The sequence below is a fragment of the Streptomyces sp. NPDC044002 genome, from assembly GCF_056434525.1.
In genome coordinates, this window is record NZ_JBWKEZ010000137.1 from 1 (window position 1) to 6181 (window position 6181).

Sequence of the window (6181 nt, forward strand, 5' to 3'; positions counted from 1 at the left end):
GGATACCGCTTCCCCGGCCCCCGGCCCGCAGACAAGGGGGCGGGTGGGCAACCACCGCCCCACCCCACGGGGTCGAGGGGGAGATAGCGGGCCCGAGCCCCGCCCCCCGACGCCGACGGCCCCCTCAGCCGGAGCTGAGGGGGCCGTCGCCGTGTGCAGCAGGTCGGGCTCAGAGGCCCATTGCCGCCGAGAGGTCCTTCTTCACCGCGTCCAGGATTTCCTGGCCCCGCGTGCGGGCGCCCGCGAGGTCGGAGGCTTCCGCGACCGGGACCACTACCTCCAGGTAGCACTTGAGCTTGGGCTCCGTGCCGGAGGGGCGGCAGATGACGCGGGCCTTGTAGTCGCCGTCCAGGTAGTAGCGCAGGCCGTCCGTGGGCGGGAGGGCGGCCGAGCCGACCGACAGGTCCTCCGCCGAGACCACCCGCAGGCCCGCCAGGGAGGCCGGGGGTTCGGCGCGCAGCTGCGCCATGGCGTTGGCGATGACCGACAGGTCCGAGACGCGGACCGACAGCTGGTCGGTGTGGTGGAGGCCGTGGGCCATCGCCAGGTCGTCCAGGAGGTCGGTCAGGGTGCGGCCCTGCTCCTTGAGCTTCGAGGCGAGCTCGGCGACCAGCAGGGCGGCGGTGATGCCGTCCTTGTCGCGGACCCCCTCGGGGTCCACGCAGTAGCCGAGGGCTTCCTCGTAGCCGTAGCGCAGGCCCTCGACGCGGGCGATCCACTTGAAGCCCGTCAGGGTCTCCTCGTAGCCGACGCCGGCCGCCTCCGCGATCCGGCCGAGGAGGGAGGACGAGACGATGGATTCCGCGAAGACGCCGCTGGCGCCCTTGTGGACCAGGTGGGCTGCCAGGAGCGCGCCGACCTCGTCGCCGCGCAGCATGCGCCAGCCGCCGTTGTCCGGGACGGCGACGGCGCAGCGGTCGGCGTCCGGGTCGTTGGCGATGACGATGTCGGGCTGGACCTCGGCGGCCTTCGCGAAGGCCAGGTCCATGGCGCCCGGCTCCTCCGGGTTCGGGAACGCCACCGTCGGGAAGGCCGGGTCGGGCTCGGCCTGCTCGGCGACGAGGACCGGCTCGGGGAAGCCGTGGCGGGCGAAGGCGGCCAGGACGACGTCCTTGCCGACGCCGTGCATGGCCGTGTAGACGGTCCGCACGCCCCGGGGGGAGCCGGGGGTCAGGACGGCGTCCGTGCGGGTCAGGTAGGCCTCCAGGACCTCCTCGTCGAGCTGCAGCCAGCCGTCCGCGGGCTGCGGTACGTCGGCCAGCGCGCCGACGGCCGCGATCTGCGCCGCGATCTCGGTGTCCGCGGGGGACACGATCTGCGAGCCGTCGCCGAGGTAGACCTTGTAGCCGTTGTCCCGGGGAGGGTTGTGGCTGGCGGTCACCTCGACGCCGGCGACGGCGCCGAGGTGCCTTATGGCGTACGCGAGGACGGGCGTCGGCAGCGGCCGGGGCAGGACGGCCGCGCGCAGTCCGGCGCCGGTCATGACGGCGGCGGTGTCGCGGGCGAAGTCCGCCGACTTGTAGCGGGCGTCGTAGCCGACGACGACGAGGCCGCCTTCGTGGCCCTGGGCCTTCAGGTAGGCCGCCAGGCCCGCCGCGGCGCGGATGACCACGGATCGGTTCATCCGCATCGGGCCGGCGCCGATCTCACCGCGCAGTCCGGCGGTGCCGAACTGGAGCGTGCCGGAGAAGCGGTCCGCGAGCTCGGCCGTGTCGTCCGCGTCGATCAGGGCCGCGAGCTCCGCCGCCGTCTCCGGGTCCGGGTCCTCGGCCAGCCAGGTCCGGGCCCGGGTGAGGAGGTCGTCCTGTTCCTGCACTGCTTCCGCCTTACCTCTCGTACGTCGTCGATGTCGATCGTCGGTGTCGATCGCCGCGTGTCGATCGCCGCGTGTCGATCGTGTCGATCAGATGCGGGCGAGGACCTGCGTCAGCAGCGTGCCCATGCGGGCGGCGGAGTCGCGGCCGGCCTGGAGGACCTCTTCGTGGTTCAGCGGCTCGCCGGACAGGCCCGCGGCGAGGTTGGTGACGAGGGAGATGCCCAGGACCTCGGCGCCGGCCTCGCGGGCGGCGATGGCTTCCAGCACGGTGGACATGCCGACCAGGTCGGCGCCCATGACGCGGATCATGTTGATCTCGGCCGGGGTCTCGTAGTGCGGGCCGGGGAACTGGACGTAGACGCCCTCTTCGAGGGTCTCGTCGATGTCCTTGCACATCGCGCGCAGGCGCGGCGAGTACAGGTCGGTGAGGTCCACGAAGTTCGCGCCGACGATCGGCGAGGTGGCCGTCAGGTTGAGGTGGTCGCTGATCAGGACGGGCTGGCCGGGCTTCATGCCCTCGCGGAGGCCGCCGCAGCCGTTGGTGAGGACGACGGTCTTGCAGCCGGCGGCGACGGCGGTGCGCACGCCGTGGGCGACGGCGGCGACGCCGCGGCCCTCGTAGTAGTGGGTCCGGCCGAGGAAGACCAGGGCGCGCTTGTCGCCGATCTTGTACGAGCGGATCTTGCCGCCGTGGCCCTCGACGGCGGCGGGCGGGAAGCCGGGCAGCTCGGTGACCAGGAACTCGGACTCGGGGGCGCCGAGCGCCTCTGCGGCGGGGGCCCAGCCGGAGCCCATGACGAGGGCGACATCGTGGGATTCGACGCCGGTGAGCTCGCGGAGGCGGGCGGCGGCGGCGTCGGCGGCGGCGAAGGGGTCGGTAACAGATGCGTTCACGCAGACGAGCGTAGCCGCTTATCGCCTACGCGCGTAGATGGCGCAGCTCACGGTGTTCGGATCGTTGCCTTGTCGTTTCCGCCGAATCGTCCCGCTCCGCCCGTGCGGGCGGGCTCCGGCCCGGGCCTCAGCAGGGGCGCTTGCGCAGTTCCATGACGTAGTCGTGCGGCGCGCCGGCGGACTCGGCGGCGTCCGCGATCTCGCCCAGGTAGCGCGCCGACGGCAGGCCGCCCTCGTAGCCGTTGAGGACGTAGCACCAGGCCGCCTCCTCGCCGTCCAGGGTGTGGACGCGGATCCGCATGCGGCGGTAGATGTCGAGGCCGACGCCCTCCCAGCGGTCCATGGAGTCCTCGTCGAGCGGGGCGATGTCGTACAGCGCGACGAAGACCTGCTGGCGGGGGGCCTCCACGATGGTGGCGAGGGCGCCCTCCCAGCCCATCTGCTCGCCGCCGAAGGTCAGCCGCCAGTCGTTGATCCAGCCCGTTCCGCGCAGCGGCGAATGGGGAGCGCGGCGCGTCATCAGCCGCGGGTCGAGGTTGCCGGCGTACGCGGCGTAGAGCGACATGAGGTCGAGGGTACGGGAGGCTCGCCCCGGCCCGCGTGTCCGGATGGTGCGAGCACCTTGATGCGTGCTGGACAATGGGGCACGGAATGCATCCCCCGGGGAGAACCCCCGGACCACCGGCCGGGGCGGCAGCCGGCCGGGTAGACGTGAGGCGGACTTTTCGTGACCCGGATCGTGATCATCGGCGGCGGACCCGGCGGGTATGAGGCAGCCCTGGTGGGGGCCCAGCTCGGCGCGGAGGTGACCGTCGTCGACTGCGACGGTCTGGGCGGGGCGTCGGTGCTGACCGACTGCGTGCCCTCGAAGACCCTCATCGCGACCGCTGAGGTCATGACGACCTTCGACTCGTCGTACGAGGAGCTGGGGATCGTCGTCGCGGACGACACCCCGCACATCGAGCAGGCGGCGCGCGTGGTCGGCGTGGACCTCGGCAAGGTGAACCGGCGCGTGAAGCGCCTCGCGCTGGCCCAGTCCCACGACATCACCGCGTCCGTGACCCGGGCCGGCGCCCGCGTCATGCGCGGCCGGGGCAAGCTCGGCGGCCCGCAGGGCATCGACGGCACGCGGGACGTCATCGTCACCGCCGCCGACGGCACGGAGACGATCCTCACCGCCGACGCCGTGCTGATCGCCACGGGCGGCACCCCCCGCGAGATCCCGGACGCGATGCCCGACGGGGAGCGGATCCTGAACTGGACCCAGGTCTACGACCTGGAGGAGCTCCCCGAGGAGCTGATCGTGGTCGGCTCCGGTGTGACCGGTGCCGAGTTCGCCGGCGCTTACCAGGCGCTGGGCTCCCGGGTGACGCTGGTGTCCTCGCGCGACCGCGTGCTGCCGGGCGAGGACCCGGACGCGGCCGCCGTCCTGGAGGACGTCTTCCGCCGCCGCGGGATGAACGTGATCGGCCGTTCGCGCGCCGAGTCCGCCAAGCGGGTGGGCGACCGGGTCGAGGTCACCCTCTCCGACGGCCGCGTGATCACGGGCACCCACTGCCTGATGGCGGTCGGCGCGATCCCGAACACCAAGGACATGAACCTGGAGGAGTCCGGGGTCCGGCTCAAGGAGTCCGGGCACATCTGGACCGACAAGGTGTCGCGCACGTCCTCCCCGGGCGTGTACGCGGCCGGTGACGTGACGGGCGTGTTCGCGCTCGCCTCCGTCGCCGCCATGCAGGGCCGCATCGCGATGTACCACTTCCTCGGCGACGCGGTGGCCCCGCTGAACCTGAAGACGGTCTCCTCGAACGTCTTCACCGACCCCGAGATCGCCACCGTCGGCTACACCCAGGCCGACGTGGACGCCGGCAAGATCGACGCCCGTGTGGTGAAGCTGCCGCTGCTGCGCAACCCGCGCGCGAAGATGCAGGGCATCCGGGACGGCTTCGTGAAGCTGTTCTGCCGTCCGGGCACCGGGATCGTGGTGGGCGGTGTCGTCGTCTCGCCGCGCGCGAGCGAGCTGATCCACCCCATCTCGATCGCCGTCGACAACAACCTGACCGTCGAGCAGATCGCAAACGCGTTCACCGTGTACCCCTCGCTGTCCGGTTCGATCGCCGAAGTGGCCCGCCAGCTGCACACCCGCAAGGCGGGCGCCGAGGCGTAGCGGGACCCGCCCCGAGGCTCAACCGCCCCTTCCCGTACGCGGGTTGGGGCGGATGCCGAGGTGGGGCGGGGGTGTGTGGTGGCGGGGGCCGGCAGCGGGCCCGCCGCGTATACCACCTGCCGGGCCGTCGTATGGACAACTTCGGTATTCCGGCGCAAAGAGCTGAAAGCAGACGGTCGTTGGGGTTACTGTCAGTTTCGTGTTCGCTGCTGAACGTCGCCAATTGATCCTCGAAATGGTGCGGGCCAACGGTGCGGTATCGCTCCGGGAGCTCGCCCGCGTCGTCCAGACCTCCGAAGTGACCGTACGGCGGGACGTGCGGGCACTGGAGGCAGAAGGACTCCTCGACCGCCGGCACGGCGGTGCGGTCTTGCCGGGCGGTTTCACGCGGGAGTCCGGCTTTCCGCAAAAATCCCATCTCGCCACGGCGGAGAAGACCGCCATCGCCGATGTCGCGGCCGGCCTCGTCGAAGAAGGCGAGGCCGTCGTCGTCGGCGCGGGCACCACGACCCAGGAGCTGGCCCGCCGGCTCGCGCGGGTGCCCGGCCTGACCGTCGTCACCAACTCGCTGCTCGTCGCCCAGGCGCTGGCGCACGCCAACCGGGTGGAGGTGGTGATGACCGGCGGCACGCTGCGCGGCTCGAACTACGCCCTCGTGGGCAGCGGCGCCGAACAGTCCCTCCAGGGGCTGCGGGTCTCCCGGGCCTTCCTGTCCGGCAGCGGCCTGACCGCCGAGCGCGGGCTCTCCACCTCCAACATGCTCTCCGCGAGCGTGGACCGGGCGCTGGTGCAGGCCGCGGCGGAGGTCGTCGTACTGGCCGACCACACGAAGCTGGGCACGGACACGATGTTCCAGACCGTGCCGACCGACGTGATGACGCGGCTGGTGACGGACGAGCCCCCGCAGCACGACGAGCGGGCCGCGACGGAGCTCCAGGCGCTGGCCGACCAGGGCGTGCAGATCACCGTGGCGGGGTCGGCGCCGGTGGCCGGGGGCCACGGGGGCGCCGGGGGCGCCGGGGACGGGATGCCGGGGCGCAGGCCGCGCCGGGAGTCCCCGCTGCCGGTCCAGCGGCGCGGCGGGCCGACCGCGCAGCTGCGCAGCGCGCCGGGGTCGCTGCTGGAGCAGCAGGCGGGGGAGCGGGCGCGGGTCGCGGACATGCGGCGCCGCTAGCCGCTGGGGGTGCCGGTGCCCTGCGGGGCTGGTCCCCGCCCCACCCTTCGCCCGTTCCCCGGGGCTGCGCCCCGGACCCCCGCGCCTCAAACGCCGGCGGGGCTGTCTGTAGCCCCGCCGGCGTTTGAGG

At 72.8% G+C, this 6181-nt stretch carries 5 protein-coding genes; 2 read left to right on the plus strand and 3 right to left on the minus strand.

The annotated features are described in order from the left end of the window. Positions 1–169 precede the first annotated feature (169 nt). The 3 genes from AC07A6_RS41135 to AC07A6_RS41145 all read right to left on the minus strand — a co-directional run bounded on the left by AC07A6_RS41135 (position 170) and on the right by AC07A6_RS41145 (position 3275). Entirely contained in the window at positions 170–1816 is a 1647-nt protein-coding gene (locus AC07A6_RS41135) for a phospho-sugar mutase (protein WP_478780517.1), read from the minus strand. Between the two features lie 87 nt (positions 1817–1903). After that, a complete protein-coding gene (locus AC07A6_RS41140; protein ID WP_362469979.1) occupies positions 1904–2710 on the minus strand; it encodes a purine-nucleoside phosphorylase in 807 nt (268 codons plus the stop codon). Between the two features lie 127 nt (positions 2711–2837). Then, complete coding sequence (locus tag AC07A6_RS41145; RefSeq protein WP_007266087.1) at positions 2838–3275, minus strand: gamma-glutamylcyclotransferase family protein; 438 nt, start codon at positions 3273–3275, stop codon at positions 2838–2840. A gap of 162 nt (positions 3276–3437) precedes the next feature. Here AC07A6_RS41145 and AC07A6_RS41150 point away from each other — a divergent pair, with 162 nt between their 5' ends. Continuing rightward, positions 3438–4877: an NAD(P)H-quinone dehydrogenase gene (locus AC07A6_RS41150; protein WP_362469975.1), complete on the plus strand. Its 1440-nt coding sequence runs from the start codon at positions 3438–3440 to the stop codon at positions 4875–4877. A gap of 235 nt (positions 4878–5112) precedes the next feature. Continuing rightward, a complete protein-coding gene (locus tag AC07A6_RS41155; protein WP_386275444.1) occupies positions 5113–6051 on the plus strand; it encodes a DeoR/GlpR family DNA-binding transcription regulator in 939 nt (312 codons plus the stop codon). Positions 6052–6181: the final 130 nt, after the last annotated feature.

Bases quoted from the DNA above. Each gene is read 5' to 3' on its own strand.
- AC07A6_RS41145 (WP_007266087.1), bottom strand. From the start codon at position 3,275: ATGTCGCTCTACGCCGCGTACGCCGGCAACCTCGACCCGCGGCTGATG.
- AC07A6_RS41155 (WP_386275444.1), top strand. From the start codon at position 5,113: ATGGTGCGGGCCAACGGTGCGGTATCGCTCCGGGAGCTCGCCCGCGTC.